Here is a 26,218-nt window from a genome sequence, read left to right on the forward strand (position 1 = left end):
GGCTCCGTATCTGTCTTTGGACACTGGAGCCATGATCAGGGTGATTTTTGTGTGCCAGAACCACCAGCGCTTTTATTCCTCGCGCTGGTGCTCAAGGGATTAGCGCCGGACGTTCCCTGTGGCTGTTCGCGAACACTGCTCGCCTTCACTCCTTGTTGAGGTTTTTCTCGTAGATCCGACGGGGGCAGTCCTCGCTGCCGCCGAAGGGGCAACTCTCCCAGGCATCGCAATACACATTCGTTTGGCGCAAGGACTCAGAGCTACCGATTCCGGAAAATGCGAACCTGAGCCGCTCCCGGGTGAGTGTGATAGAGCGATTGAGTAGTGGGCAATGGAAACGGCGGGTTGTAGTCATTGTGCAGCCTCAGTAAAGGGGGAGACCTGAGAATGCTGTCACGACACGTCACCGGTGTTCACTCAAAGCAGAAAGCCCCACCATTCGATCCCAACCTTCGCGCTTCAGCTATTGAGGATAGAGGGTGGGGCTTTCTGTTATCGGTGCCTATTCACCCGAAATGCCCGGGCTTCTGCAGTCGCGGCTCAGAGGTTGAAGATGCCGAGCACGGCGTTGTAGTCATTGCCGTCAGGCGCGCGACCCGCAGCATTGAGTTGATCGTTGTAGTTTCGGACTTTATCCCGCGCATCGACCAGCGTTTGCATGGCTGCGCAGATGTTGCGGACCCCGGCTTCATCGTTCCCACTCGACAAAGTGAAGGCATCGTTCGGTTTATCCGAGGCGAAACCCTGGGCTTGCCAGACAACACCGCCGTATTCGGCCGAGGGAAAGCTGCAAGCTGGATCTGCGAAAGAGCCGGCGATATCAAACAATTCGTCGCCCTCTTGGACGATCATCGCGAATTGTTGGCCATCAACTTCATTGACGATCAGGTGCAAACGCGAGTCTGCAGCGTAAAGCTCATTCTGCAGAGCGATGGGGGCCAGCACAGTTTCATCCTGCCGGGCATCAATCGGCAGGAAATAGTCGTTTTGCAGACCCACCAGACGCATGCAGCGCTGCACCTGGAACTTGATGAAGTGGAAGCTTGCGGTGGCTGGGTTGGTAGCGGCGGTAGTGGTTGTGGTCATGGGGTTGGCCTCAAGGGTGTTCTGTAGTTGATGAGTAAAGTCTGAGGCCGTCTTGTGCGTGCCAGAAGGGGCAGAGAACAATCTAAGGGGTGAGCTTTGCAGGAAGGATTGTCCCACGGTTTGAGGGCCAGGATCGGGTTCGAATCGATCCAGATCGCTGGCGGCCGGTGGCCAGTTAACCGTTCATGCGGTCAACGCAGTGTTCACAGCGGCAACGTTCGTCAGCTTCGACGTGCAACCCCTGCGCGAGGTATAGAACGGTGCACCGCGCTGAGTCGATTGAATTCTCGTAGATCTCTTCGCGGGTCCAGTCAGGGTACTCAAGGGCGTTGAGTGCTCCGTAGGGAAGGATACCGTCTTCAACGAGCTGCTCATCCCTCTTGGGTTTCAGACCAAACAGGTAGCACATCTTCTCGTACCCGGCCCGGCCGGTATCGGCAGTGATCTCGCTGTTGATACGGTCAACCACGGCCTTCATTTCCGCTCTCAGGCTCGGAAGGTGCTCGGCGGCGACCTTGGCGTGGTGAATTTCCCCCTGCAGGTACTCCAGCAAGTGTTCCAGTGTCTGGAAGTCATCCGGAGAGTTGTTGATGTAGTCGATCGCATAGAGCCCTGAGTTGTAGACGGTCAGGTGGACGGCGTGCAGCGGCGAACACTCCCGGCGGAAGAGTGAAATGATCACATGGGCTTTGGGGCGGTTGCCGTGTTCGTCCAGCAGCCAGTAGTCGGCGGCGCAGCTGCCCGCCAGAAGGACCGGTACCGGGCCGCCATCGAGCAGATAGGGAAGGTTTTGATTGCCGAGCTTAGCGTGAGTAACGTCGGGGTGAGTTTTGATAGTCCAAGTCATTGCTGGCGCTCCAAATGTGAGAGCACCCATAGTCAGGCCCAATGGAGCGTGCCAGAAGCCGGCATGCTGCGAACCTGATACCTCATAGTCGGTCCTGAAATTTATGAGACATCTCACAAGATTGAGCGACGTGCTGCGCGGCCTGCGGAGTGCTGGCGAAGCGTTAAGCCTGAACTCTTCCGGGCGAGTATGGCGTCAACGCAATGCCAGCGCGCTGACGTGCCTTAGCTGGGTATTTCAATGGCCTTCAGTATCGGCCCCTGATGTTGACTCGCGGCGCTCAAACTCTCTGAGCAGCATATGCGCCGCGCCCAGCGGGTGGCTCTTTGGAAGGTCTGAACCACCACAGTAATCAGCCAGTTCACGCAGCGTGGCAAGGAGTTTCGCCTTGTCACTTTCCAGCTTCTTTACATGCTTGCCGGTCAATTTGGCGTTGGAGGGTGCCATGGTCAAATCCCTTATTCAGAAAACAGATCGTAGGAGAAGTCCACGATTTCGCAATCAGCCACTGTCAGGCCGTATCCAGCATCGCCGTAGGTGTTGATGAATTTCTGGGCGGCCTTGGCGTTCACGAAACGCTTTTCGTAGCCTTGGCAATCAGTTGTCTGAACGATTTGATGCGCCCGGTTGAACCCAGCAACAATGCCGATCTTGGTCTTAATGACCTTGGCTGGGACGTGCTCAGGCCGGCCGTTAAAGTTGCTCATGAATTCCCGTGCTTCTTCTCGCGTCACCCCTTCCAGCAGAGTTACCCACTTGAGGTCAGTGGTCAGAACAACGACCCCATGAGTTGGTCCAGCGTCCTTGTTGCTGAAGCAGACAGTCTCGCCGCTGCGTTTGCGAGCTGCCGTAGTCAATTGTTCGTCGCTCAGCACTTCTGCGCATTCGGCCTTGAAGGCCGGGTCTACTACGTGCAGCATTTTGGAACGAGCGATCGCCTCGCTCTGGTCTACATCTGCCCCGACAACCACGCACTGCTCTGGCTTCTTGTAGGTGCGATTGACGTAGTTGCGGGCCTTGCGCGCGGTGCTGTTCTCCAGAGCATCGATGCAGGTGCCATTGAAGTAGATGTTGAAGGTAGTCATGTCGTGATCGCTCTCGGCTTGTAGTTGGTTGTCAGCAAGTGATCACCAGAATGAGGGCGGAAAAGGTGTGCCAGAACCTAGGCATCAAAATTATTAGTGAGGTTTGCACCGCGATACAGCGGCCAGGCCGGGGACTGAAATTAACCCTTTTCAAACCTGCTTGCGGCCGCGCCCGGGGGGTATTCGCTATCCAGAACCCAACATTGGGAACAACACGCGATTCGAGGGCACCGGCCAGCGCCAGCGTTTTGCAGCAACAGCTGGCTGGTTGAATGGCAGACGTCGGATCTCAATTCAATCTGACACCGCGTCGGTGTCGTTGGTATCCATGAAGGGTTGGAGCTGATCGACCGCACCTGGTTCGACATCCCAGCCGGTGGGTCCATCACGAACGAATTCCAAACATCAGTGTTTACTCGTCCAATTCATTTCCGGACCGGCGATGTCGAATAGCGGGAAGCGCCAGTAACCAGGTCGTCGAGTGACGAACAAAATAATGGTTATGTCGGTGGTGGCACGCGCTGGGTGGCCAGATGATGGGCGTCAGTATCCAACCACCTTCGGGGTGTTAACCCCATCCGCGAATTGAACAAGGAAGCCACAATGCCAACCTGCAACCTCGTAGCCCTGTCGTCCGGGGTGACTGTTCCTGTCTTCACCTACAACTCCGTAATGCGAGGCGACGGGTTCTTTATCAGCTTCAATGACCATGACACGGCCCCGTCCCTCTATGGCGACGTAACGACCGCTTTGGTCTTTGGTCAGATGCAGGCGTTCTACATCCTCAATGGTGACCATCGGGCCGCCTACGCTGGATTGCTCAATGATGGGTTTGACGCTTGCCTCGCGTATTTCAAAGCGAACATCGACAGCATCAACAAACGCAGCCAACGCCCCTGAACCGATTGAGGTGAACCGATGAGCCAGCACGAAACTGAACTGTCTGACCGCGACAAAACTAACTCGGAGTTGATCCTAATGACGGCGCAACGTGATTTGCTCCTGCGAGCACTGGAGGCGTTCCTGGAACACGAAGGAACCGTTGATTTCACAGGCATCGGGGATTTTCCATCTGAGGCGCTGGGCATTGCTCGTAATCAGGCCATCGCCGCTATTGCCGAAGTGAAAGCCAGCCTTATGAAGTAAACGTAGATCCCCAAATCGCCTTGCCGTCCTCGTGGCGCAGTTAGATCCAAGTTTCGACTATGGAAGGGCCGTCAAGCGGCGAAGAGGGGATGCAGAACAAACCCGGCGGCAGCATCTTGCGTATTGAGTACAGATCATCGGCAACCAATATGTCTCTTGTGGGCGTCGGCGACAGGGTGGCCAGCCAGCGACACGCGATGAACTGGGTCGGGTAATCGATGGGCTTGTCATTGACCGTCCAGAGTGACATGTGCTGTTCAGCCATGGTTCTACTGGGCTTGTTGATTTGTAGTGAGGGCGGTCGCACGAAGGGCCCGGGTTCGAAGGTAGCTGCGGATTTTCCAGAGCGACCAGACGATTGCCACCGCCAGGCACACATGGGTTTCATGCGGGAAGACGATCACACCCACCGGAGGTAGGTCCTTTCCAATCAGCACCAGGTCCGCAAAACCGCTCAGCGCAAACATCCCCACCACATAGATCATGAAAACACCCAGCACATCTCGAGTCCTTCGCGCTGCGGTGCGAAGAAGACGAAGCACGCCTTGATCCTTTTGGCTTTTTGATTCCATCTTTCAGATCCGGGGACAGGGTTTGAATGTGACATGTCGGTGATGCTGGCGGACGATATCAACGCTCGCCAGGTGGTGCCATCCAAAACCCCAGTCGGTTTCCCCACCTACACCGAGTGAGGCCCAAGGCGGGCTGCCGGTACACTCCAAGTATTCGCCAGATCCTTCATAACCTGCTCTTTCTGAAGAGCCGCTTTTTGGCCTTTAGCGAGGCACCACCAGGTACATCGTTCCGTACGAGTTGATGCGCCCATCGTTTCCAGTGCGAGGGCCGCATTATCTCTCGCATGCTCGGTCCTCCGTAGCCAAAGCCGGCGTTCGTTTTCCAAGTGGTGCCTTTTGCAGCGACGGGACTTGCGTGCCTTGGTGTTGAGTAGGCGGAGGGTATTGAATCAGGCGGATAGCCATGCGCGGACATAAACGCGAGGTTTTATGTCCGATTCGCGTCGGTTATCAGCGTGCGGCGGATGGTCCTGGGTAGATGTCCTGCCTGGCTAAGCCAATCAATGCCAGTCTGGTGTTTCGGTTAGAACCCACTGCATGCGCCTGGCTGGTTATTGCAGTCGCCGTCGTTTGGTTTGATGGCTCGGTAGTAAATGATCGCTAAGAGCCCTCCGTCTGGGGTAGTTGCTGGCGCGATCCCAACTGGCTCAGCAACTCCTGGCCCAATCAATTCATCCAGATATTCTTGCGCAGAGAGTGCCCGGTACTCGCGACTATCGTAACCGAGTATGACTTTTGAAAAGCATTTTCCAGCTTTGACCTCGAACCCTCTGTAGTCTGTCTTGCCATAGATGTAATGACCCACCCTTGGTTCGCAGAACAGCGTTTGCGCATCCTTTTGGCCTTGGCCCATAACAAACACGTATCCCGTGTTGTTAAGGCTTTGCCCCATGAACGAATGCCTTTGGCGATCGTTTGCTGATGCCCCAGCGGCAGTCGCTGCGGCCGCACCTGTGTCGGCATGGGCGTACCAGGACAACGACAGACCCAGGATGGTAGCGATGGCGGTGAATCGTTGTTTCATGGTCAGTTTACGTTTCATAAATCCCCTTCGTATTAGTGATGACACTGGCCGTATTTCGAGCTTAACGAAATCCCCAAAAGGCACCTGGTACCGCTGACTGCCGCTCCACGCAGTCACTTCCCAAGCAAGCACTCCCATTATCAATTGGGGTGGCGTCGAATCGTGGTCAGAACCTGCCTTGGTTTTCACTTGTCGGCGGGCAGGCTCTGACTTTGATACCAGGGAGTGTGGCGCGCGAAGTTGGTGCTAGGCGGACACAAAAGTGCGGTTCGTGTCCGTCTAGCGCCCTAGAAGCGTCAGAGGGTGACCAGTACAGGGGTGGGCGGATAAGCATCATGCAGCGCGCCATCGATCAGCCGGCCAGTCTTCCGTTTCCCGAGGCGTGACATGAGGCGTTCACCGGTGGCAGGGGCAACGCCCTGGACGGCATCGCGGGCCGCCCCGTCAGTTGCCACGATTGCCTGGCGCGTGGCGCTGTTGAAGATCAGGCCTTCGGCTGGCGCATCTTCTGGCGTAACCCACTCTCCCCACTGTTTCATCAGGAAAGGCACATTCGCCGCCGCGCATTGGTCGCGGATCTGCCGGGGCCACTGTGGATGCATCGGCCGGGCCTGTGGTCCGGATTCGCCGCCGGCGACGACCCAATCAAGTCCGGTACCCAGCCATGCGCTGAGATCTACCGGTCCCAGCAGAGGCTCCATGCTCAACCACCGAACTGCCGCTGGTGTTTGCAGCAGCAATGGGATGCGCTCGTTGGCCGCGTCCTGGTTCTCTACGCTGACACCGATCCAGACGTTCGGCAACGGCCATGGGGCCCTGAAAACTGGGGCACCCTTCCTACGATGCGTATAGCGGAAATTCAGCACCTGGGTTGGCGTGAAGACACCGTGGGCGGTTCTTGGCGCCCAGTCGTCGGCAGCGGCTTGCAGGCCCTGCATGTACTGCACCATCCGCTCTGGGCGTTTGGTCAGGATCTGGAACGTGTGCTGCGAGGCTTTGGCCATGATCGCGAAAACGCGGTCGATTACATCGTTGGGCACATTCTCGTGGAACAGGTCCGACATGGAGTTCACGAAGATCGATCGGGGCTTGCTCCAGCGTAAGGGCTGCTCCAACGCCTCAGGAACAATTTTGATGCGCCCGTTCCATTGCCCACCCTTGGCCAGCAAGCCATCGTACGAACCTTCACCCTCTGCCACGCCGCGCCCGCGCTCCATTCGGATAATCCGAGCGGCCTGGCCCTCGGCATAGCAATGACGGCAGCCATCCGAGACTCTCGAGCAGCCCCGGATCGGATTCCATGTAGCGTCAGTCCACTCGATCTGTGTTTTGTCGCTCATTGGAGAACCACCTCAGGTGCTTGAAATGTATGGGTGAGGAGGGAAGTGTCATTGCCGGCAACGTGGTAGGTCAGAACAGCCCCTGCCGCCTGAAAGGAGAACTCGCGCTCCATCATGGCCATGTACTCCTCGTGTGTAAAAGCACGCCATGTACAGGGGGTCTCGAAGTTCGCACCATTGAGGTTGCGGAAAATGACCCGGAGCGATGCATCACCACTGAGGAAGGTCTCCCCGTTGATTCGCAGCTCGTAGCGAACGCTGTCTGTGATCCGCTCTGGCGCGCAGTGCATCAGCCCTGCATTGACGGTGTAGAAGTGGTGTCCATCGGTCACGGCGTCGGTGTCATTGGCGTCCATAAACGATTGGATCTGGGTCAGCGCTTCAGGCTGGATGTCCAGATCGGCCCGGTCAGTGACGAATGAGCGCCAGGCTTTGGAATCAGAACGTGGCAGGAACTTCATTGGTACGGGTACCAGGGTCAATTGCTGGCCGGCGGTGCTCTGGATGTTCAGTGAAGGCGACATGGTTTGGGGGTTCCCTTTGAGGTTGATTCGAAGGGAAGTGTCGAGCGGTTTTTTGCGTGCCAGAAGCCTGGTTGATTTACCGAGAGAGCTTATCGGAGGGCGTATAAACACCCTCCAATAGGACGTGTCATCCCGCTACCGTCCTGTGCTCACAAAGTGGGGACTTCAACTCCAGGAAGAGATTACGCAGCGAGCAGACGATCAGCCCAAACGAACCCATAACGCAATAAACGAACATCAGGGTTTGGATGTGCTCTGGACTGATCACATAACTGACGGAATTCATCCAGCTAGGGTCGAGTCGTTGGCTGATAACCAGCATCCATAAAAGGCTTCCTTGCCATACAAGGTAAAGCGTTTGATTACGTTGTATTGTCTCCACGCTGCTATCCGATTCTGACGATACGTGCGTTTGCACTGCCATCAGTGTCAGCTTTACTGCTCCCGAGGCAATAAGCATTGGCACAAACAGTACGACGAAAATCAGAATGTCTTCACCTGTTGCAGTCGTGGGGTAGAAGCTGATCGATTTTGAAAAAGTGCCGATCAGGCACGCTGCCGCGGCAGAAATACCGAGAGTGGTACCTGAGATCGAAGCCAGTATTTGATGCTGGCGGGACGCAGTGAGCATTGGATTGTCCTTTTCGAAGATAGGAAGGTCAGTAATCCCTCATGGGTCACGGACTATATGAACAAGTATTAAGCGTCCGCACGCCAAAACATCCCCTGGAAGTTCCGAAGTCGGCATGGCCTTCTTGGGTCAGAGGTCGGTAGGTCGAGCGGGATGACGCGCTCTGGGAGCGCTGTGAAAGCATCAGCCTGGTGAGCACCAGGCTGAGTGTGGAGTGAGGAGGAAGGACTAAACAGTGCCACCCTTGGAGGTGTGCAGCGTGGCGCGCCGAGGCAGGTTGATGCATCGCAGAACGATCCATGCACCGGCTCCCATCAAGATTACAGACGCAAGCCAGGATTGGAACGCCATCAATAGGTACCCAACCTCCAGTACCATGAACGCGACAAGTCCGCGGCTACGATATCCCCTTGCTGCGCACTTTTTACCGGCGGTGAGCGCGGTGAAGAACAGAATCACTTGGCTGAAAAGCATCATCATGACGAACCTCCTTGCTCCATTGGCTAGGCGAAGATGTGAGTGTACTGGGCGGTTTCATTGCCGTTTTTGTGTAGGGTCAGCTTCGCCCCCTTGGATTGAAAGGAGTAAAAACTCTCCGACCAAGCCAAGTATTCCGAGTAGCTTTGCTCACTAATTTTGTGAGTTTCGGAATCCGGGTCAGTCATATCTCGGAAGATCCCGACCAGCGATGCACATCCGCTGGCGATTGGCCTCCCGTTCACCCGAAGCTCGTAGCTATGGTTGCCTGGCCCGCTGAAGCAGTGGCCAACTACGATTATACCCATGGTGACCGAGAGTCCCGCCCCTGTTGAGGTCCACATCTGGAGGTCGATATCCGAGACCACAGGGTACTTGAGGCCAACCACCGCCAATAGAATCGCGGCTACGAAACAGGTGAATACGACAAGCCCGTGTGTACGACTACCATGTAGTGCGCATTGCCTGCCGAGGAAGGCTCCGGCTACAAGCAGCACCAGGTTGAAAATGATCATGAGTAAAGTGACGCCCGAGGTGTGGGTTTGGAATAGCCGTGCTGGGCACGGAGTTTACAGACAGCCGGGGACAGAGACTGTCACGCCAAGCTTGGATTCGACGATTGCTCGGCAGATTGCGATGAGCGCTGTGGGGCCGTACGCGTCGGCAAACCCCTCGCTTATGTCGATCCAGGGCTCTGGGTTTTCACCCCGCAGAATCGCGGCAACACAGTTCTGGTATACCTCGTGATACACCTCGTACACGGCCACGCGGTACTTATCGCGCAGTGGGCCTCCTTGGCTCCAGTCGGTGGATGGACGGTAGAGTGGCTCCGTGTTGACGATATAAACCAGGCTCTCACGATCGCCATAGTTCGGTGGTGTCAGTGCGGGCTCAAGTCCCTCAGCTAACGCCACAGCCCAATCAAGAGCTGCACCAGATAGGCCCTTAGCGGGCACGTCGACCATTACGAGTGCGGTTGTCATGGGTTCACCCTCACTTCGATGGCCAGGGTGTGGGCTTCTTGTAGCCGCGGGTCTGTGACAGTGGCTTGATCAGGTAAGTATTCAACTTGCGGCCCATTTGGCTTTGATCGCGAATTATTTCGTCAACCAACCTTTTCGACGCACAGCTTGAACCATGGCCCATGGGAACCATGTCAATTTTGAGGTCGTGAACGTCCTTCGATGAATCTGTCATCTGCATTCTCCTTTTTGGTTGGATACCAAATCTCGGGGCCTACAAAGCCCCGCGTTAGCGAGGCTGTGTGGCCAGGTTTCTATTCAGCTGGCAGTTGGACCGGAAGCCTTGACGACACTCGGGCGGCAGTAGAAAACATCGCCTTCCTTGAAGTCGCCCCTGACAATCCCGTCGTTCCAGCGGATGCAGCCGGCGGCGTCAGGATCAAATGTCCCTACGGCGACCTCACCGGTGGCGTCCGCACCAGGTACCAGCAACGATTCAATCCGGTGAATGACTTCTTCCAGCCGCGGCCGGCGAAAATCTCGTCCGATCAAACAGGGGAGGGTTTCGCACTCAATCTGTTCGCGGGGATCGTTGCTTCCACTGCACGTTGGGCACGTCTCCTTGGGATGAAGGTTTGCCTTTAGGTCGGCAACATACTCAGCAATGGCGCGAACATTCGCCCCGGGTTTGGTCACCAGCAACAGTCGTTGTAGGGCCTGAATGCAGGTTTCATCGGAGGTATGGCAAACACCGCAGTGCGGGCAGTGGCCTCGACCACTGGTGTTGGTGGTACTTGTCGCTGGCGCTACTGGCTCCAATTCGTCACTGCTCATGGTTGACCTCCGGTGCTGGGATCTCGACCAGGTTAATTTTCTCTCCGAGTTCCAGCCATGCGGGTATCCGTTCCGATTTTGGTAAACGAATCTCCACCAGGTTCATCCCTGGTGTGTATGCGGATACGTTGCCGGTGATGGACCTGCGCTGGTGCTGTGCACTCGTCACGAGGTGCCGCAACGTTTTCACCTCATTGCAGCCGGTGTCGCGTCTCTTCAGGTAGAGCAGGGCGCGGCGCAAGGCAGTTTCATTCGGGTCTTTGTCGATCAGTTCGGCCCCGGCGAGGTGGACGCGAAGGTCATCGCGCGCCTTCACTTCGTCAGGGTGCCCTGGGGGATTGTTCAGCAGTCTCTCGATGATCTCGCGGGGTAGGTTGATCATTGGTTTCGGATTCATTGCGCAGCGTTCCCAAGGTTCGGTGGCTGGCTTCTGCGTGGCCGGTGTCTTGTCCTTATGCACGCCACCCTCACAGATCTGCACGGTCCGTTGGTGGCTGCTCAGATTTGTCGGATCGCCGATCAAAATTGCAGTCGCTCTTTGAGGTCGTTGTATTGATCCTTGGTCAGCTTGTAGTTGGCGACGGCTTCGTTCACCAAGGTTCTCGCCGCGGCCAGGTGCTGGGGCGAGCCTGCCGTGACAAAGCGCTCCACAATCTGCTCAAACTCCCCACGAGTTCTGAACGTGATCCCGTTCGAAACCCATGGGAATGCTCGGCTGGCACCTGCTGCGCCTGTGGCGCGCGCCTGGGTACTCATTCTGATGCTGCCTTGGCATCGGCCTGGGCGACGGCGGCTAGGATGGCTTCTTGCGCCGTTCGACCTTCGGCTTTTGCGACGGCCTCATCTTCGTCATCCCAGACCGTGGCGATGGTGGGGCCTTCGTATTCGTGCTCGATGCCGATTCGGCGAGAATTGATGACCCCCATCAGCTCCGCGTCCGCGGCATTCGATTCAAGCAGCGTGCGCAAACCTGCTTCACGGGCAATGCCGGCGTCGTAGTCTTGAAGTAGTTCCAGAATCAACATGGCACGAGGATTCATCGCACCCTGCTTTTGTGCTTCCGTACGCAGCTCCTCGCAACTATCGCGCAGCGATTTGTATTTGTCGGTCATTGAGGCTCCTTTGATGCCCGAAGCTGATTTTTGACGCGTGCCGTCCAGAGTTCGCCCCGGTGGCCAGCGTGTGTGGTGAGTATCCTACCGGCGCCGTCCTGACTCCCACAGCCAAAGTCTGGGCTAGAAATTCAGAAAGGCCCGAAGTAGGGTTTTGGTTGGGGGGCGCACAGAGGGTGCCGGGTACTAGGTTGATTCGAACCAACGCTTTATCTGAACAGCCTGCTGGTAGCCGGTAGGGCGCTGAATCACGCCCTAAGCTGATAGCTGCCTTACCAGTCGTAAGTCGGCAAGCCTTCAACGGTGTCGCAGTCTTGATCCAGGCGCACCCAGTCGGCACGCGTCGTGGAATCGCCGCAGGTGTTACGCAGATCCTTTGCACGCAGCCAATCACGGATGTCGATCAAGCACTGTGGAATGGTCACATCATCCGATTCACGCGCCTCCAGTTCGTCGAGGTGCAGGAAGAAACCGTGCTCCCACGATGCACAAGGGCACCATGGGTTGTTGTTGCCTTCCTTGGTCAGGCGATCGGCGACTTCCTGAGTGACGTGGGCGGTACTGATTACAGGCAGGCTGTGAATTTCCATTGGGACTTCCTCGGTGGTTGTTGGTCAGTGGAGAAATCTTCCCCCGACGCCTTGCGTGCCAGCAGCCCCCAAGGAAAATATGGCCTAAGCTCGGTACCGGAGGAGGCGAAGACAATACATACCGCTGGGGCGCGATCCATGCTGCCGTGATGCCACTCGCTGTGTTTGGCACTGAATGAGTTCACTGCGACCTCACCAGTGCCATGGGCCGGTCAACCCTTTGGAAGGTCTCGAGCTAACACACAAGCCAACTCTTCGCCGTCGGCAGCATCGAGTCCTACAAGCGACCAACCCCAGTCCTCGAGGTCCGGTGTATGCGCGCCGCCGTTGTCGGTCAGTATCATGACGCGACCGTCACCCATGTCGCGCACAAGCGCCGTGCAACCGCTGCTCGTTTCCGTTTCTTCGAAGCCATATGTCACTGGGTCCACGGGCTGGGAGCCGTCTGGGGACAGAAACGGGTTGTGGATGACTTGGCCCTCATGGGTAAAAGCGAAGCTAGGCGGCGGTGTTTCAGCAGCCAGGCAACCCTTCGGTAGGTCCCCGGCCGTCACGTTGGCGATCAAGTTCTCTACGTAATCCTGAAGACCAACAAGTTCCGATTCCCAGTCTTCGCAGGAAGCCTTGTTCTGAAGCCCTACACGCGACTCTTCCCAAGAATGGAGGTCCGGAGTTGAGTTGCCGCTGCTATCGGTCAGCAGCATGACACGACCGTCGCCCAAGTCCTTAACCAGAGCCGCGCACCACCCGCCGGTATGCGTCATCACGAATCCGTAGTAGTTGGCCGGATCGACTAGATGGGAGCCATCTGGTGTCAGAAAGGGGTTTCGAATGAGTTGGCCATTATGGGTAAAAACAATTTCAGTCGACATGGGAGGACTCCAGTTGGTTTGTGACGCCATGGTCCCTCCACCTCTTCCGTGCCAGAAGCAACGAAAGCTCATATAAACCCCTCGGCCTTCGTCCAGCGCTTGCAACTTGCTGGACCCCTATCATTTGAGGCGAATGGCTGAGTGTGATTCGCCCCATAAGATGGGTATCGGCCAGAATTATCCTCTACCCCTTTTGTTTCCAATCCCTGGTCGCGAATGCGAACCCCAAACCCGCGGCCACACTCCACCCCGGAAGCAGGCAAAAAAAACCCGGCGGTGAGCCGGGCTGAAGGGGTAAGGACTGTCCTTGAGGTTAGCCCACCATTACGCGAGTGCTTACACCTTGATTGGCCGATACGTAAGCGGCGCGAATGGCAGCCAACGAACGGACGAGTTCAGCCAATTCGCCGTTGAGGGTCACTTGCACGGTTACCTCAGAAGGGATCTCGCCCATGAGCGGCAGGGACTGCTCCAGCTGCTCTGCCAGCGCCAGCAGGGCAGGTAGGGTGTTCTCCAGATCCTTGCGGCTGTACAGCGCCGATGCCTGATTGGTGCTCTTCGGTGTGATCGTGGCAGAACCGTTGCTGTGTGCGACTGCGAGCTGTTTTTTCAGCACCTCGGCGGTGTCAGTACCTTCCTTGCGGCACTGGCGAGCAACCTTCATCGCCGTGGTGGGTTTCACCTCACCGGACGCGATCATTTCCTGAACCTTGGGTTCAGTTGCACTCAGTTCCAGGTAGTAATTCACATGAGATACGTTTCGACGCATCTCGGTAGCGATCTCCTGCACGCTCATGCCTTCGTCCAGCAGCATGCGGTAACCGTTGGCGCGCTCCAGAGGGTCCAGTACTTCATGGGTGTTGGAGAGCAGCTGATGCGTGATTTCGGCACGACGACCGCTGGTAACCTGAATCACCCCTACCTGCTTGAGGGTTGCGCCTTCGGAGAGCGCCAGCATCAGGCCCTCATATCGGTGGAAACCACCCACCACACGCAGGGTACCGTTCTCTGCCACTACCGCGATCGGCTCAACGTAGCCACCGGTTTTGTAGGTGTCGGCGAAGCCTCGCACCTGCTCAGGGTTCAACCCGTTGCGGATCGATTCCTTCATGTCGCACCGCAGCAGCGCGATGGGCATATCGAAAGCGTTGTGGCGCTTCGGATCGAAATCCAGACCCAGCTGTTTGTCCTGAATCAGTTTCTTCGACACGTCGTGCATATTGCGTACGCTGGTGCAGCCGGCCAGAGCCACTCGGGCGGCATCAGACATTTGGTTTGCTGCGATAGTGGTTTTGCTCATGGGTAGTTCCTCTTCGGTAAGTTGATGGAGCCATCTTCACCGGTGCTGACGCGTGCCACGAGCAATCAGAAAAGAAATTTGAGTTGTTTTTGTGTGGACGCTTGAGGAGGCTCGGGCGGGGAATGGATTCCGACTATTGGGCTTGAATGCCAGGCCCCGGAGTGTGGTCGCGACCCTTGCATGTCCGAGCGCCGGGGTCGAATGCGCCCCCGGACTCGCCCAGGGCGAAAGGGTGGTGAATGCGTCTTACGCCTCTGCTATTCCTCTTGAATGCAAACGCGGAGCGAACACCCTCTGGTATCCGCTCCGCGCGTTAACTGGCAGTCGTTCATTCAAGCGGACACAATCCCGAGAACGGTGTCCGTTTGGCTGCATGAAAATGGGCTGTTATCGGGAGAGGTCCCAGAGCGACTGTATTTTCTCCGGAATGACCAGTGCACCAGTGGCTTTGATACCTGCCCACGGTGAAGCTGTGTCGCGTTCTGATGTCTCTTCCTCATCAACCTCACAAACCTCATCCGTTTCATTCAGCAGCAAAACCTCTGCCGGACGATTAGAGACAGTCTCGATCTGGTTGCCATTCACGAGTCGAACGGCAACGCGTACCGGCTCCAGCAGTCTCTGGAAACTCATGCAGGTGCATTGCGCAGAGTTTTCACAATCGGTAGTCGCCAGGACGAAAGGTTCATTTGGGAAGCCGTCCTCGAAGGCCACGACCCGCCACCAGACGCCGCCGTATTCGCCGGATGCTAGTCGAATTCCAGGTACGTTCGCCGATCGCGCGATATTGTCGAAATCACTTTCGGATACAACGACCATTGCATAGGTCTGACCTTCGACGTTGGTTTCAATCAGGCTGAGATCGAAGTTGGGGCCAAAACCGATGTCCCTCCAGATCGGCTCCAGAATGGACTCAACCTGGCGGCTGTCAATCGGGTGAATGAGATACCCGTCGCCCTCCCGCAATACGCGAATGCAGCGTTCCACCGCAAAGCGTGAGAAGTTCATTGGCTGAATCAGGGAGTCATTGATGGTCATGGGTGATCTCTTTGTTGGCGAAAGTGAGCGCCCATTCTCATCAGCTTTCAGCGTGCCAGAAGCCGGTAAGGAATTACGTTTCGCGGTTTGAGATGGGGAATCAACGAGGTGGGTCTTCAAAACCGTGGACAGCTCCTGAGTCCCATGCGTAGTTGAAACCCGAGGACCGGACCTGAATTCAAACCCTACGCGGTCGCCGTTGATGGTTTGGTCTTTGAGGGCTGGCCCACCAAGAAATCCGACCTTGGGCCTTGAACGCGAACCGACGTAGGCGGCACATATCCGGGGAGAAGCGTCGCAAGGAAGGGCAGGGGACCTACGTTGAACTTGACCACCTTCAGGCTGCTGCTCCCTCGATATCGTCCGGGCGGCGCGTTGCCGGGTGTCTCTGGCCATCTGACTCTGCAGTCTCCAGATCCTTGACGCGAGCGTGTGCGCGATCGCTGGCCTCAAGGTAGCGTTCAAATTCGGGCTCAACGCCTTCGAGTTCATCTGCCAGCGCCAGGCAGTAGTTCACCAGTAGGAAAGGTGTCTCGAATTTGTAGGTATGGCCAACCTCATATTGGTATCGAATCTCGATCGCTAGGGCGCCATTCATAGGCGAACGCTGTAGGCGAAATTCGCCCTTCGATTCCTGCTTGAGGCGGCGGCTCAAGGTCGCATGGTGGTAAGTGGTAACCCCGTCCAGGATTGCCGCCAAGCGTTTAATGAGTGCGAAATTCTTCAGCCATGTGGCGCGGGCCTCATCGTGTCTGCGCTTGAGCTCAATGGCGAGTTGCATCTCATATTCCGTGACGGGGAGGTTGCGGTGTTTGACGGTATCCAGGAGTTTGCCTTCAAACCGATCCAAATGGCGGTTGCGGGTCTCTGAGATGTACTCGGCCAAGAGGTGCATGCAGTCGAACTGTCGAAGCCGCGCGACCTGCTGTGTCAGCGTGAAATGCGGATTCCACATCCATTCCAAGGATAGGCATTCGATCTGCAAGCGAATTTGCTGGGCCCGGGCCTGCGTGTCTTGCAGGATCTGGAGCCAAAGTTCGACAGTGATTTCTCCGGCGGCGTGTTCCAAAGGCAGACGGCTGAGCCTGTTGCCAACAACTGCCGCTTCCTCTGCCATGTCAGGGATTGATTTGACCCCAAATGATTTCCCACCTTTGGGCCTGAAATTGAACCGGAATTCTTCAAAGGCCAACGCTTCAGATTGGATTTCGATCACCCAGGGAGCGCGTGACGCCATTTGCCTCAGGCGGCCATATTGGTCCTTGCTGAAGGTGAGGTCGACGCCGCGCGGAATTTCGAACCATCCCGCGGCGATCGCCTTGATGATTTCGTCTACCTGTGACACGTACTCGCCTGGCACCTGCCGGCGGTGGACGGATTCGCAAAAATCCAAACCTGCTTTGATGTCCAGATTGACCGTTCGGGCGTGAATGAGAGCCGCGATGTTGGTGAGTGCAGCAGAGTTGATCGCCTGCAAGAGAGGTCTCCTTTTTTGTCCCACACCAATTTCCCCTCATCCCGGCCGTGCCACCACCAGCAACCATCACCGTCTGAACAGCCCGTTTTTGCTTGGTTGGTACCCAAGGACCAGGTTTATTTTCAGTTTTGGCCTCCAGATGGCAAAAAAAGAGTCACTCAGTAGCCACTATTAAGGTGGAGGCTCCTTGCATGAATCATTCACCCTTAAACATGGCCCTGCAGACCACCTGGCGATTCCAGGTCTTGCCGCGGCCAAACCACTTCACGTTCGAGGCCTTTCGCACCGTTGTGTTCAAGGCATGGCGTGACGTAAGCCAGATCCGAGATCAGGATTTTGTCGCAGTGCTGACAGACTTGATTTTGATGGTCCGGCGCACGCAATCATTTTCAACTCATGACCTAGAAGGTATCGATCAACAAATGGACAGGCTCCAGGAAGCAAGCCGGCGGGCAAGCGATGCCCGCGCCGGTGATCATGGCCCAGCTGTCATTTACCTTTCCGGATACGGGAAACGTGCAGAGTTCGTGGCCGAAGGCTTGGGCTCAATGGGTATTAAAGTCCTCACAATGGACCCGAATGCGAGCCTTGGCTTCGCATCCGATCTTGAGGGACGAATTCCACGCACTGGCCTGTTGTTGGTTGGAAATGGTGTGCTCGACGACCCGGCCGGTGTGGATGCGTTAACCGTCCTGGCCACCCATCACGACTCGGACCTGCTTGTAATCCTCGCAACGGATGTCGATCTCACCTTTGAGCAGCGTATGCAAGCCACGGCGTTCGGTCCGGTGACGCTGTTCGGACCCGAAGCCGATCTCAAGGTTTTGCGCAGTCTGGTGCGTAGTCGCGCCAAAGACTCTCAATTGAATGGCTTCAAAGTGCTGTTGCTCGATGACTCCCGCACCGACGGTTATCGAGCGTGCATGTACATGCGCGAAGAAGGTCTTGAGGTGAAGCAGATTCAGCACCCAAGGGAGGTGCTTGATGCCATTGAGGAGTTCCGGCCTGACCTTGTGGTCACGGATTTCCATATGCCAGGGGCCAATGGGGATCAGGTAGCGAGCATCATTCGCCAAGATCGGGAAGCAACGATGCCGATTATATTTCTCAGCAGCGAGGACGATGCCGAGACCCAGCTTATGGCGCTGGCCAAGGGGGCTGATGGGTTTGTCCAGAAGCCGGTTCAGCGTGGGGCCTTCATCAAGGCACTCAAATCCCTTATCTCGCGATCGAAGAGTTACGAGACCAGGATGCGGCGTGATCCCCTGACTGGACTTCTGAACCACGGCCAATTTATGGCGTCGGCCGGCAGGGTGACGGCGAAGGGCGGGGCGCAAGCAAGTTCCATTGTCATGATCGACATCGATCACTTCAAGCTGGTCAACGACACCTACGGGCACCAGGTCGGTGACAAAGTCCTCGTGGCCCTGGCTGAAATCCTCAGTGATTCATTGAGGTCGACGGATTATGTTGGACGGTTGGGTGGCGAGGAGTTCGCGGTCGTCATGGCAGGAGCTGATCTTGATGCGGCGAAGGTGGTCATCGACCGTCTTCGGGATTTGTTTTCATCTGTTCGATTCAATTCTGAACCGGGGGAATCTAGCGTTCCGGACAACGCCTTTAGCTGCACGTTTAGCGCAGGGATTGCGATTCTGGATGGCAAGATATCCGACAGCATCAAGGCTGCTGATGAAGCGATGTACCTGGCAAAGCACAACGGCCGGGATCAAGTGGTCATTGCTGGTCGGTGACCAATCCTTGGAAACAAAAAAAGCCCTGCATCATCGCAGGGCTTTTTTCATTTCCGAGGTTTAGGCTTTGAGTGAGGCTTGAGTCGATTGGTGCCGGAATTGAGACACATTCGATGGGATTGTTGGGGCCTCGGGGGCTAAATGGATCGGCTCCAGACTTTCTGCGTCAAAGGTTTCGGGGGCTTCGTGGGTGAGTTGCAGTAGTGCACGTTCCATTACTTCGTTGGTGTCGAACTCAGCACGGGGGAAGTCACTTGGCAATTCAACGCGATCGATGATGTGCTTGATGTCCTCGAACAGCAGGGTAGTCCGACCGCGCATCAGCCGAATCAGGTCTAGGATCAGAGACTTGTTTTGCGTGGCCGCGGCAGCGCAGCGCGACAGCACGCTTTGGCGGATCATCATCAAACGGTTGGCTTTCATGGTGGCTTCAACTTCAGATACCGGTCTGAAGAATGATCCTTTACCTGTGAGCGCCAGGTACTGAACAGCCAAGTCATCAAAGTTCTGCAAGTCGTCAAAGGCTGCGTCAGAACTCGTGCCACGAATGACCTGCTCGGCAGCTGTCCCCATCATGAGCATGTGCAGCCGCCAGTAGATCATCTCCTTGGTAGAGAGCAGATTCATGTCGCTGAAGATCTTGCCTGTGCGGGCGTTTAGATCCAGATAAGCGCTGAAGCTGCCTGAGATGATGCAGTTGCTGCCCTGGTAAGCAACGATGCGCCCGGCCAGATGGATGAGCAGACGCGTTTGGTCGGCCATGGTCACCTGAAAAGCCGGCCTTTGTTCTACCGACGGCGCGAAGTCTTTCGGCGGTGCGAGTGCGGTGCTTGGAAGCCCGGTAATGGTATCAACCATGGGTTCCGGTTTGATGCGGATGCCCGAGGCCCAGTAGGCTACGCCCAGCACAGCAGCCACCACAACAACAGTCAGGCTGTTGTAGATGTTTTCCGATACGAGGCGATAGGCTGGCGATGCGCAGACATACATAAACAAGCTGGTGGCGGAACAAACCCAAACGTATGTCAGTCCGCGGTGAAAACCTTCGCCCACTGCCGTGAGCACGTTACCGGGTTTGGCCTTAACAATTGCGGTGACAAGGAAGGCAAAACCGGCCAACAACGAGAGGACAATGGCAGTCAGCGAGGCGAATGCCACGAGTTCATGTGGTTTGTCGGTGGCGGTGTACCGCGCAAGCACGTACAGGCCGATCACCCCCACCGACATCAGAAATGGGAAAAACCATGCTGGAAGCATTCGGCCCGCGTCTTTCAGATTATTCCAACTGCTCATTGTCCAACTCCGTTACAAAAGGGCAGGGGTCACTGCGGGTGTTTTCTCAGCTGCTGGCCTTTGCTGCTGGCCTTCGCTCTGAGTACTTCCCGGAGCTTTCGACTGGCCGGCTTTACCTGCAGCCCCCGCTTTAGTCGGTGCTTGTTGCACAGTTCCGCCCTTAGCGTCGGGTTGTTTAGCACCGTCAGGCTTCTGGCCCCCAACGACGGCGACCTGACCCTGCGGGTTGGCCGTAGTAGGTTTTTTGCGCTTTTTCCGCTTCTTAGGCTTCGTCTGGGCCTGCGGTTGTTGTGACTGTTGATTTCCCGAAAGGGCTGGTTTTGCGACTGGCGTAGCTGCTGCGCCAGGAGGTATTGGTTGCTCTTTAGGTTGAATGAGTTGAATGAGCCCTGCGACTACCCGTTGTGTAGTTGTTTTCTTTGGTTCCGTACGTTGATCGCTTTGGGGGCTCTGGGCCTGCTGGCGATTACCTTGCGGGGTGGTTTTGCTCGATCGTCTGGTGAACGCGAGATCTTTTTCGATTTGATCGAGGGCATTCTCGAAATCACCGATTGCCTTGGAAAAGCCTTCGTCTCCGAGTCGGAACTGTCGACGCGAATCCGCGTTAGTGCTCAACGACAGTTCGCGCAGTCTTTTATCAATTCGCCCGACACGAATTGCGTTCGTAAACAGGCGACCAGTTCGCTCGCCGTCAATACGCAGAATGCGTGTTGGCATTCCGGATTGTTCGACGTTGTCGCCGTTTTGGTTAGTTTCATTAGCCATGGGGGGTACCTTACTGGTTAGGGCCAATTGTTCTCAGCCAATCCCAACGGGCAGTCTGTTGGGTGCATGAGATGAAAAATGAGGTCAGGTCGCGCGAGTGCTTGATGTAACTCGCGTTGTCGTCAGGAACGATTGATCCCCATGCGTCAACCCAAAACCAATGGGCGACTTTATGGGGGAGGTAGCAAACCTCAACGTAGCGATACTCCGGTGCACGCAAGCAGATCTTCCCAACGTAAATAATGAGGAGGGCTAGTAAGATCAGCGTGAGTGAGGCCGCGAGCGGGCCACGCTGGGAACTTCCGTTACCCTCAGCCATTTGCAGTTATCTCTTCAAAGCGGATGTTTAATCCGGTACGTTTCTGGACCTGATACAAACTGTCGGTCATTGATAGGCCAGCATTGATGTAGCCTGATAAGAGACGTACAGCTTGCTCCTGAGGGTCGAGGTGAATTCCCAGACTTCGGCTCATGTCATCCCAGCGGCGAGCTGAAACGGGTCCGAGGCAACTTGCGGCGTGCCGAACACGAGCGACGCCACGAAGATTTGGGGGAGATTCAGCGAGGAGGGCGGCACAGTAGTGAGCCAAGAACTCACCAGCGTTCAGCCTATTCGCGATCATCTGGCGTAACTCGTTTCCCTTCCCGCTTTGACGCATGGCATCGGGGTCATCCAAACCCTTGCCCATTGCGACAATTCCAAGAGTGATGCCAACTGACTCACACGCCCTGATTGAAGAAAGTGCACCTTCGTACCCGGCATCATCACCGTCGATGAAGTGGGCCGCTTCTTCGATACCCTGCGTCACAAAGAAAGCAGCTTGAGCACTATTGATTGAGGCCTGGCCGATACCGGCTCCCCAAATCTCCTCGAGCTGGAGAGCCCAGGCATCAATGGTCCCCTCAACGGCCACGAGTAAGGTTTGCTGACGTTTGGAAAAGAGATACGGGATGTCCTTTTTCAGGCTGTCAGCGAACCGATATTTAGGGTTTTGTTTATCGCCTTTACCTGTTGGTAGGCGTCCCCAGAGACGCACTTCACCATCAGGATGTGGCCAATACCCAACCACTCGGCCAACCATGCCGCTCCAAAGCCTGTTAGGGTTGTTGTGGTCGTAGCCGACGTAGCCTTTCTCGCCTGCGGTTTCTTTCGAGATGCCGCGGGCTTCGAGCAGCTTCATCACCTCCTCAGCGGTGGTGTAAACGCCGAAGCGCATCGTCTTCATCTGCTCGTCGCTATAACCGCGGGCGGCTTGAAAGACCGACAGAACCTTTGGATTCTGCTCTGCTAGGTATTGGGTGACCTGCATGATCGCCTTGCCAGGGCTCATACCCGCAGGGCGTGAGGTAGCACCAGGTGCTCCATTGTTTTGTTGTTTATTCTCCGGCAAGTCGACTCGAGCTTTTTCACAAAGGAGATGGAGGATCTCGTTGTTGGTCATGCTCTCTGCTACGAGCACATCCCATATTGATGTGCTAGCCCGACATTCAATCTTGCGGTTGCATTGAACGTGGCTTCGGGTTGGGTAGTAAAAGGCTTCTCGCTTGCCACAAGCAGGGCAATCTAGCTTGTACGAGCCGTTCGATGACATGGCGGCCGGATGCAAAGAGTTCAGCAGTCCCGCCTCCACAGCGTCGAGGTTCGGGTAAACCTTCTCCTTGATGAAGTCCGAAATAGGACTGCTCATGCTGTTTCTGCCTGTATTGCTTTCTGATGGATGCTCGCTATGTATTTAGGGCAGGCGCCCTGAGAGATCGCGATTTCTGCAAGCCGCCGATTGAGAGAGCGACGAACCTTCCAAACTTGCCGCTTTCCAAGGCCGAGCATGTCGCTGATGTCGGTGGATTCTTGTCGTTCAAGAACCGAAAGTCGCAAAATCTGATGTTCGCGAGGGGTCAAGTACCTGCGAATCTGCTCAATATTTTGATGGCGGATTTGGAGGGCTTCGTTGCTGAGCACGACGCCGTCGGAAAGGAATTGAGGTTGGGAGTCCAGGCCTTCGTTGAAATTCGCACTGTTCTGCATGTATTCATGCTGCAGCGCGTGTGCACGAGGGGTCTGCTCAATGGTGTCCAGTTCAGCCACGTTGTAGCTGTTGGAGCCAGGAACCTCGTCAACGACCAGGGCAAGACCATACTTGCGGGTGTACTCGAGCGCATAACCGATCAAGAAGTTGCCGCGGTTTTCTGCGGGCCTATCGCCGTAGTTCTTTATCGCCGCTTTAACGGTGCTGAAGAGACCAGGATAGAGAATCGATAGGACTTCATCATCCTGAAGTCGAATGGACAGCCGCTGCCGAATCTCGGCCAGCCACTGCTCTTTCGACTCAGGGTGTATGACGAAGTCCCACGGATTCAGTTCTTTGAACTGATGGCAGGTAAGGCCTGTCAGCCAATTGCTCCTGATGAGGCGCATGCCTCCCTCCTCCGGTCGTGAGACCGGCTCCTAAGCGCAGCGAGGCCGAAACCTTCAACTGCTTTTGCGGCCACCGCGACAGTGTCCGCCCCTCCTTCTATTTGCAGCGAGCTTTGCTCTGCTGCTTCGTTCCGCTGGCCATCCGTAGATTGTCCAGAGGTATTTGTTGGCGATTCTAGGGGGCGAAGATGGGACAGGCAACTCAAAAAATGGCCAGTTTTTCCAAGGAAATCCGCCACCTGCTGCGGAATGTGCGCCATTGCGGATGAGACTGTGTGCAGTAGCGTTCAACGCGAAAATGCCTACAAGCCTTGCAGTGTAAGGATTTTGACGCCACAAAATGGCCATTAGTGGCACATTGATGGCCAGTTGGTCGGGATTTCACTCTGCGACTACCGTCCGTCGAGCGATGGAAAATATTTTTCTTGCCGTTATGTTCTCAACACAAGTAGTGGAGAAAATCGCTTGAACGATGCAAATGAGACTGCACTGAAGATTGCCCGTAGCGCCGAACCGAGTACCCGAAACCGGCTTCGTGCCTGGACGGTACGAGAGGTGGACGGGAGTCCGGCACTGGTAAATCTTTCCTATACAGAAGAAGGGGAGGTCGAAGCGTCGGTAATTTGGGTAGACCATCTGCAGCGCGCAGATCTCACCATGATCGCTGCTCACATGAATAGCGAAGCCGGCGTTGGTGTCACCATGGTCGAGTCGCTAATTTCGCAATATGCAAGCAGAGCGGCCAGCAGATCGCTCTTGCATTTAGATCCCGCAACTCGAGGCGTCAGTACCTCTATTGCAATTCACTGATGTCTGGCTGGTGTGATCCAGGGAGCTCTTACCTTCCACGCTCGCTATGGCTCCCCGTTGGGTCGGGTGTTTATGCAGGTCATGCTAGCCAGAATTTCAATTCATCCTGTCCATTGCCCGGTGCATGTGATTCCCTCACAGGGTTTTCAGGTAATCCAGGAGCAACTTGCGCTCTGGTGACGTGAGCGACCCCGCGCCATAGTCATGCCCTTCATTACTGTTTCCATTGAGTGTTGTATCGAACTGGAATGTGTTGTCCGGGCGTTGCTCGGTGCGGAAGCCAGCTCGCTCAGGGTTGTATTCGTGAGTACCTGTGAAGAACGTTTTGGGACGCTCATGAGGGGGCAGCAGGAGATCGTACAGCGTAGGTACGGAGCCGTTGTGGAGGAATGGAGCAGTGGCCCAGATGCCATTCAATGGGCGTGCCTTGTAGGCGAGTATGTCGGCGGATTCTCTGTAACATTCGTACTTGCGCAAATCCTTGGCATCTTGAGGTGTGAAGAGGACACCAACGCCCGGTACTCTTTCTGGACGGGTTTCGATACCCAGAAAACCGTTAAACGCGAGTGCGGCAACGTCATATTTTTTCCCGATCAAGGTTTCTTTAACCGTGACTGCGAGCATATTGGCGACATGATCGTTGCTTTGTATCACGCCTTTTCCCCGCACATTCTTCATGCCCTTTAGTACGCCAGCGTCAGTGGTGAACTGAAAGGCATTGCAGGCCATCCACGGGTCCGTTGACGTTGTGGACTTTTCGGGCTGCAGCATGTCTACGGTTTCAGTTTTGGCAATCGGTATCATTACCGCCTTAATCGGGGTCTCGCGATCAGTTCGTGGCAGAAGCGCGTGGCATGCTAAACAGTGCTTCTGATACAGGCTACTTCCCGTCTCGACAGTACCGTCGGGCTTCTGAATAGGTTTTGATTCGGTTACCTCGAACGGCCAGGCAGGCGCGTTTAATGATTCGAGTGCGTGCTCCATTGTCTCAAGATTCTTGGTCTTGACGCTGGACTTATAGCCTTCCAGTACACCTGGATTGCTGACTGGCCAAACATCGGCAAAGACTCCGATGACCTCACCGGTATTTCGCCCCAGCGCGCCTATATCCAGTCCGTTTCCACGCACAGCCCACAAACGGTCGGTCCCAGCAATACCGTTCCATTGCACCTTGTCGTGCTGGGGCACGTTCCAGAGAAAGGGGTAACTCACGGGCGCATCCGAAGGATTCGGCGTCGCGACGGCTGCTCCGTTAATTTGGCTCACTTTGTTGAGAATGTGGCCCACTGCATCGAGGCGGCCAGGCCCATAGCGAAGTGTTGTTTCATTGAGTGCAGCGCTTTGGGCGTAGAAGGTATTTAAAGTCTCAAGCGCCGTGCTCATCATTTCCGCATCTTTTTTAGAAGGGTTAGCTCCCAATACCGCATTCGAAAAACGTTCTAATTTGCTGCGGTCTCTGGCCGTCTCCTGCAATGCCTTGTTGAGGTCTTCGAAAATTCGCTGGAAATCGCCGTTGGTTGGGCCCCCCTCCACTCGCATGGATTTGCCTTGGTAAGTCACATGAGTCGTGTGGCAGGCGGAGCAGTTCAACCCCAGCCAAGGCTCACTCTGGTCTTGGCCGTCATACCAATGCAATTTTGTTAGCCTGAGTCCTTTTTCGACGGCAACGTCCGGAATGAAGCCCAATGGCATGTCAAATGCCTTACCTTGAAACCGCAGCGTGACCGGGATATAGCCGTAACTCTCGATGTTGTCTTTAGTAAAAAACCTCTCCGTCGATGACGGCTTTTCCAAGGCGACTGCCCAGGAGAATGGAATGAAGCGAGAGCCCTGTGAAAGCGTTCGCCAATCATCCAGCGTCTGCTTGCTCCAACCTTGGCCCGATTCAGCTTGCACGGGTATGACGAAGGCAGCCAATGCGAGCGAGCAAATGGTGATAGCCGAATGAACGATTGGGCTGCTCATGGTGATCAATTCCGGTTTGAAAGCATGCAAGAGGTTCATACGGTATAGCAGCACATCGCCAGTTCGTTTCACTGGCCAGCGCCACATGCCTGAAGCCCACAGCCTGATGTAGGCCGCTGCTGAACGAAGCAACGTCAGCTGACTGCTGATCAGCGTGTGAAGCGCACTAACGGTCGATCGACTGACAACGGCGAGCTGCAGGTGCATGGTGTCAGCCAGGACCCGCTAGGCCTGTCAGCGCCAGTCCCAGCGTGTGGGTTTCTGCCAGACGCATTGAGCGACAGTCTTGCGATCAAGC

At 55.7% G+C, this 26,218-nt stretch carries 31 protein-coding genes; 4 read left to right on the forward strand and 27 right to left on the reverse strand.

Annotation, left to right across the window (positions count from 1 at the left end):
• Positions 1 to 540: 540 nt before the first annotated feature.
• From ACQKP2_RS01980 to ACQKP2_RS01995, 4 genes are all read right to left on the reverse strand, one after another.
• Positions 541 to 1,008 carry a hypothetical protein gene (locus ACQKP2_RS01980; RefSeq protein ID WP_427573945.1) on the reverse strand — a complete coding sequence of 156 codons (468 nt, stop codon included), beginning with the start codon at positions 1,006 to 1,008 and terminating at the stop codon, positions 541 to 543.
• A gap of 253 nt (positions 1,009 to 1,261) precedes the next feature.
• Positions 1,262 to 1,933 carry a hypothetical protein gene (locus ACQKP2_RS01985; protein ID WP_427573946.1) on the reverse strand — a complete coding sequence of 224 codons (672 nt, stop codon included), beginning with the start codon at positions 1,931 to 1,933 and terminating at the stop codon, positions 1,262 to 1,264.
• Positions 1,934 to 2,170: 237 nt separating this feature from the next.
• Positions 2,171 to 2,380, reverse strand: coding sequence for a hypothetical protein (locus ACQKP2_RS01990; protein ID WP_427573948.1), 210 nt, complete (start codon positions 2,378 to 2,380; stop codon positions 2,171 to 2,173).
• Between the two features lie 11 nt (positions 2,381 to 2,391).
• On the reverse strand, positions 2,392 to 3,018 hold the full coding sequence (locus tag ACQKP2_RS01995) for a hypothetical protein (RefSeq protein WP_427573949.1): 627 nt from the start codon (positions 3,016 to 3,018) through the stop codon (positions 2,392 to 2,394).
• A gap of 603 nt (positions 3,019 to 3,621) precedes the next feature.
• Between ACQKP2_RS01995 and ACQKP2_RS02000 the strand changes: the two genes are divergently transcribed.
• Together ACQKP2_RS02000 and ACQKP2_RS02005 are read left to right on the forward strand one after the other, a co-directional pair.
• Positions 3,622 to 3,918 (forward strand): hypothetical protein, encoded by a 297-nt coding sequence (locus tag ACQKP2_RS02000; RefSeq protein WP_427573951.1) that lies wholly within the window; start codon positions 3,622 to 3,624, stop codon positions 3,916 to 3,918.
• Between the two features lie 18 nt (positions 3,919 to 3,936).
• On the forward strand, positions 3,937 to 4,164 hold the full coding sequence (locus ACQKP2_RS02005) for a hypothetical protein (protein WP_427573952.1): 228 nt from the start codon (positions 3,937 to 3,939) through the stop codon (positions 4,162 to 4,164).
• Between the two features lie 40 nt (positions 4,165 to 4,204).
• Here the strand turns inward: ACQKP2_RS02005 and ACQKP2_RS02010 are convergent, their stop codons facing one another.
• From ACQKP2_RS02010 to ACQKP2_RS02095, 18 genes are all read right to left on the reverse strand, one after another.
• A complete protein-coding gene (locus ACQKP2_RS02010) occupies positions 4,205 to 4,429 on the reverse strand; it encodes a hypothetical protein (protein WP_427573954.1) in 225 nt (74 codons plus the stop codon).
• Positions 4,430 to 4,433: 4 nt separating this feature from the next.
• Entirely contained in the window at positions 4,434 to 4,736 is a 303-nt protein-coding gene (locus tag ACQKP2_RS02015) for a hypothetical protein (RefSeq protein WP_427573956.1), read from the reverse strand.
• 526 nt (positions 4,737 to 5,262) lie between these two features.
• Complete coding sequence (locus tag ACQKP2_RS02020) at positions 5,263 to 5,781, reverse strand: hypothetical protein (protein ID WP_427573957.1); 519 nt, start codon at positions 5,779 to 5,781, stop codon at positions 5,263 to 5,265.
• A gap of 278 nt (positions 5,782 to 6,059) precedes the next feature.
• Entirely contained in the window at positions 6,060 to 7,103 is a 1,044-nt protein-coding gene (locus ACQKP2_RS02025) for a DUF5131 family protein (protein ID WP_427573959.1), read from the reverse strand.
• Positions 7,100 to 7,627: a DUF7688 family protein gene (locus ACQKP2_RS02030; RefSeq protein ID WP_427573960.1), complete on the reverse strand. Its 528-nt coding sequence runs from the start codon at positions 7,625 to 7,627 to the stop codon at positions 7,100 to 7,102. Before ACQKP2_RS02030 ends, ACQKP2_RS02025 begins: the two co-directional genes overlap by 4 nt.
• 127 nt (positions 7,628 to 7,754) lie before the next feature.
• The gene (locus ACQKP2_RS02035) at positions 7,755 to 8,258 is read right to left on the reverse strand and encodes a hypothetical protein (RefSeq protein WP_427573962.1); all 504 of its coding nucleotides are present in this window, start codon (positions 8,256 to 8,258) and stop codon (positions 7,755 to 7,757) included.
• Positions 8,259 to 8,486: 228 nt separating this feature from the next.
• Positions 8,487 to 8,738 (reverse strand): hypothetical protein, encoded by a 252-nt coding sequence (locus ACQKP2_RS02040; protein WP_427573964.1) that lies wholly within the window; start codon positions 8,736 to 8,738, stop codon positions 8,487 to 8,489.
• A gap of 23 nt (positions 8,739 to 8,761) precedes the next feature.
• Positions 8,762 to 9,250: a hypothetical protein gene (locus ACQKP2_RS02045; RefSeq protein ID WP_427573965.1), complete on the reverse strand. Its 489-nt coding sequence runs from the start codon at positions 9,248 to 9,250 to the stop codon at positions 8,762 to 8,764.
• A 54-nt stretch (positions 9,251 to 9,304) separates the two neighbouring features.
• Entirely contained in the window at positions 9,305 to 9,718 is a 414-nt protein-coding gene (locus ACQKP2_RS02050; protein WP_427573967.1) for a phage protein NinX family protein, read from the reverse strand.
• A 297-nt stretch (positions 9,719 to 10,015) separates the two neighbouring features.
• Positions 10,016 to 10,531, reverse strand: a complete 516-nt coding sequence (locus tag ACQKP2_RS02055; protein ID WP_427573969.1) for a hypothetical protein — start codon at positions 10,529 to 10,531, stop codon at positions 10,016 to 10,018.
• Entirely contained in the window at positions 10,521 to 11,054 is a 534-nt protein-coding gene (locus ACQKP2_RS02060; protein WP_427573971.1) for a hypothetical protein, read from the reverse strand. Before ACQKP2_RS02060 ends, ACQKP2_RS02055 begins: the two co-directional genes overlap by 11 nt.
• Positions 11,051 to 11,287 carry a hypothetical protein gene (locus tag ACQKP2_RS02065; protein ID WP_427573972.1) on the reverse strand — a complete coding sequence of 79 codons (237 nt, stop codon included), beginning with the start codon at positions 11,285 to 11,287 and terminating at the stop codon, positions 11,051 to 11,053. The genes ACQKP2_RS02060 and ACQKP2_RS02065 overlap by 4 nt, the downstream gene beginning before the upstream one ends.
• Positions 11,284 to 11,643 (reverse strand): hypothetical protein, encoded by a 360-nt coding sequence (locus tag ACQKP2_RS02070; protein WP_427573974.1) that lies wholly within the window; start codon positions 11,641 to 11,643, stop codon positions 11,284 to 11,286. The genes ACQKP2_RS02065 and ACQKP2_RS02070 overlap by 4 nt, the downstream gene beginning before the upstream one ends.
• Before the next feature lie 272 nt (positions 11,644 to 11,915).
• On the reverse strand, positions 11,916 to 12,233 hold the full coding sequence (locus ACQKP2_RS02075; protein ID WP_427573976.1) for a hypothetical protein: 318 nt from the start codon (positions 12,231 to 12,233) through the stop codon (positions 11,916 to 11,918).
• Positions 12,234 to 12,445: 212 nt separating this feature from the next.
• Complete coding sequence (locus ACQKP2_RS02080) at positions 12,446 to 13,105, reverse strand: hypothetical protein (RefSeq protein WP_427573978.1); 660 nt, start codon at positions 13,103 to 13,105, stop codon at positions 12,446 to 12,448.
• A gap of 313 nt (positions 13,106 to 13,418) precedes the next feature.
• Entirely contained in the window at positions 13,419 to 14,405 is a 987-nt protein-coding gene (locus ACQKP2_RS02085) for a ParB/RepB/Spo0J family partition protein (RefSeq protein WP_427573979.1), read from the reverse strand.
• A gap of 387 nt (positions 14,406 to 14,792) precedes the next feature.
• Positions 14,793 to 15,443, reverse strand: a complete 651-nt coding sequence (locus tag ACQKP2_RS02090; protein ID WP_427573981.1) for a hypothetical protein — start codon at positions 15,441 to 15,443, stop codon at positions 14,793 to 14,795.
• Positions 15,444 to 15,780: 337 nt separating this feature from the next.
• Complete coding sequence (locus ACQKP2_RS02095) at positions 15,781 to 16,920, reverse strand: hypothetical protein (RefSeq protein ID WP_427573983.1); 1,140 nt, start codon at positions 16,918 to 16,920, stop codon at positions 15,781 to 15,783.
• Between the two features lie 191 nt (positions 16,921 to 17,111).
• Here ACQKP2_RS02095 and ACQKP2_RS02100 point away from each other — a divergent pair, with 191 nt between their 5' ends.
• Positions 17,112 to 18,671 carry a diguanylate cyclase gene (locus ACQKP2_RS02100; protein WP_427573985.1) on the forward strand — a complete coding sequence of 520 codons (1,560 nt, stop codon included), beginning with the start codon at positions 17,112 to 17,114 and terminating at the stop codon, positions 18,669 to 18,671.
• A gap of 60 nt (positions 18,672 to 18,731) precedes the next feature.
• Here ACQKP2_RS02100 and ACQKP2_RS02105 read toward each other — a convergent pair whose 3' ends face one another.
• The 4 genes from ACQKP2_RS02105 to ACQKP2_RS02120 all read right to left on the reverse strand — a co-directional run bounded on the left by ACQKP2_RS02105 (position 18,732) and on the right by ACQKP2_RS02120 (position 23,145).
• Positions 18,732 to 19,964: a hypothetical protein gene (locus ACQKP2_RS02105; RefSeq protein ID WP_427573986.1), complete on the reverse strand. Its 1,233-nt coding sequence runs from the start codon at positions 19,962 to 19,964 to the stop codon at positions 18,732 to 18,734.
• A gap of 12 nt (positions 19,965 to 19,976) precedes the next feature.
• Positions 19,977 to 20,729, reverse strand: coding sequence for a hypothetical protein (locus ACQKP2_RS02110; RefSeq protein ID WP_427573988.1), 753 nt, complete (start codon positions 20,727 to 20,729; stop codon positions 19,977 to 19,979).
• Positions 20,730 to 21,040: 311 nt separating this feature from the next.
• Entirely contained in the window at positions 21,041 to 22,417 is a 1,377-nt protein-coding gene (locus ACQKP2_RS02115; protein WP_427573989.1) for a hypothetical protein, read from the reverse strand.
• Positions 22,414 to 23,145 carry a hypothetical protein gene (locus ACQKP2_RS02120; RefSeq protein ID WP_427573990.1) on the reverse strand — a complete coding sequence of 244 codons (732 nt, stop codon included), beginning with the start codon at positions 23,143 to 23,145 and terminating at the stop codon, positions 22,414 to 22,416. The genes ACQKP2_RS02115 and ACQKP2_RS02120 overlap by 4 nt, the downstream gene beginning before the upstream one ends.
• A gap of 465 nt (positions 23,146 to 23,610) precedes the next feature.
• Here ACQKP2_RS02120 and ACQKP2_RS02125 point away from each other — a divergent pair, with 465 nt between their 5' ends.
• On the forward strand, positions 23,611 to 23,955 hold the full coding sequence (locus ACQKP2_RS02125; RefSeq protein WP_427573992.1) for a hypothetical protein: 345 nt from the start codon (positions 23,611 to 23,613) through the stop codon (positions 23,953 to 23,955).
• A gap of 135 nt (positions 23,956 to 24,090) precedes the next feature.
• Here ACQKP2_RS02125 and ACQKP2_RS02130 read toward each other — a convergent pair whose 3' ends face one another.
• On the reverse strand, positions 24,091 to 26,127 hold the full coding sequence (locus ACQKP2_RS02130) for a di-heme-cytochrome C peroxidase (protein WP_427573993.1): 2,037 nt from the start codon (positions 26,125 to 26,127) through the stop codon (positions 24,091 to 24,093).
• Positions 26,128 to 26,218 lie beyond the last annotated feature (91 nt).

This window comes from Pseudomonas sp. NPDC089569 (assembly GCF_050280625.1).
Classification (GTDB): Bacteria; Pseudomonadota; Gammaproteobacteria; order Pseudomonadales; family Pseudomonadaceae; genus Aquipseudomonas.